Here is a 657-nt window from a genome sequence, read left to right on the forward strand (position 1 = left end):
AATACGGGTGAGCTGGTGCTACGGGCACCTTGGTTGACCCAAAGCTATCTCAAAAATGACGATGCTGGTAAGGAGCTGTGGGAGAGTGGCTATATGCACACCCAAGACATCGCTTACATACGTCCTGATGGTTATATTAAAATCACGGATCGCCTAAAAGATGTGATCAAATCAGGTGGTGAGTGGATCTCATCGCTAGAGATTGAGACCATTTTATCACTGCATCCATCAGTTGCGGATGTCTCAGTGATTGGCGTTCGGGATAAGCAATGGGGTGAGCGTCCGTTGGCCTTGGTGGTACTAAAACCAAATGCTCAAGAAACCAGTGCTGACGATATCAAAGCCATTGCGGAAAAAGCGGTAGAGCGCGGTATCATTCCTAAATATGGCGTGCCAAGTCAATTTAAATTCGTTGATGAACTGCCAAAAACTTCTGTTGGCAAGCATGATAAAAAAGTCATGCGTGAGATGTATGCCAATCAAACTCAAGTATAATATTATCTATCGATTGAATGTCGAAACGCTTGTGCTCATCAAAATGTAATGCGTGTTGCACGCTTAACAGTTGACCTTTGTGATGGGCTCTGCTACATTTTAAACCGATACATAACGTATCGGTTTTTTAATTCTGGCAAGGATGACCAGTATTTATCAGGA

1 protein-coding gene is annotated in these 657 nt (G+C 43.4%); it reads left to right on the forward strand.

Annotation, left to right across the window (positions count from 1 at the left end):
• On the forward strand, positions 1–495 hold a 495-nt coding region (locus ACS8FC_RS18255), incomplete at its 5' end, for an AMP-binding enzyme (protein WP_439297828.1).
• Between the last annotated feature and the right edge of the window lie 162 nt (positions 496–657).

The organism is Psychrobacter sp. 1Y4 (assembly GCF_051847555.1).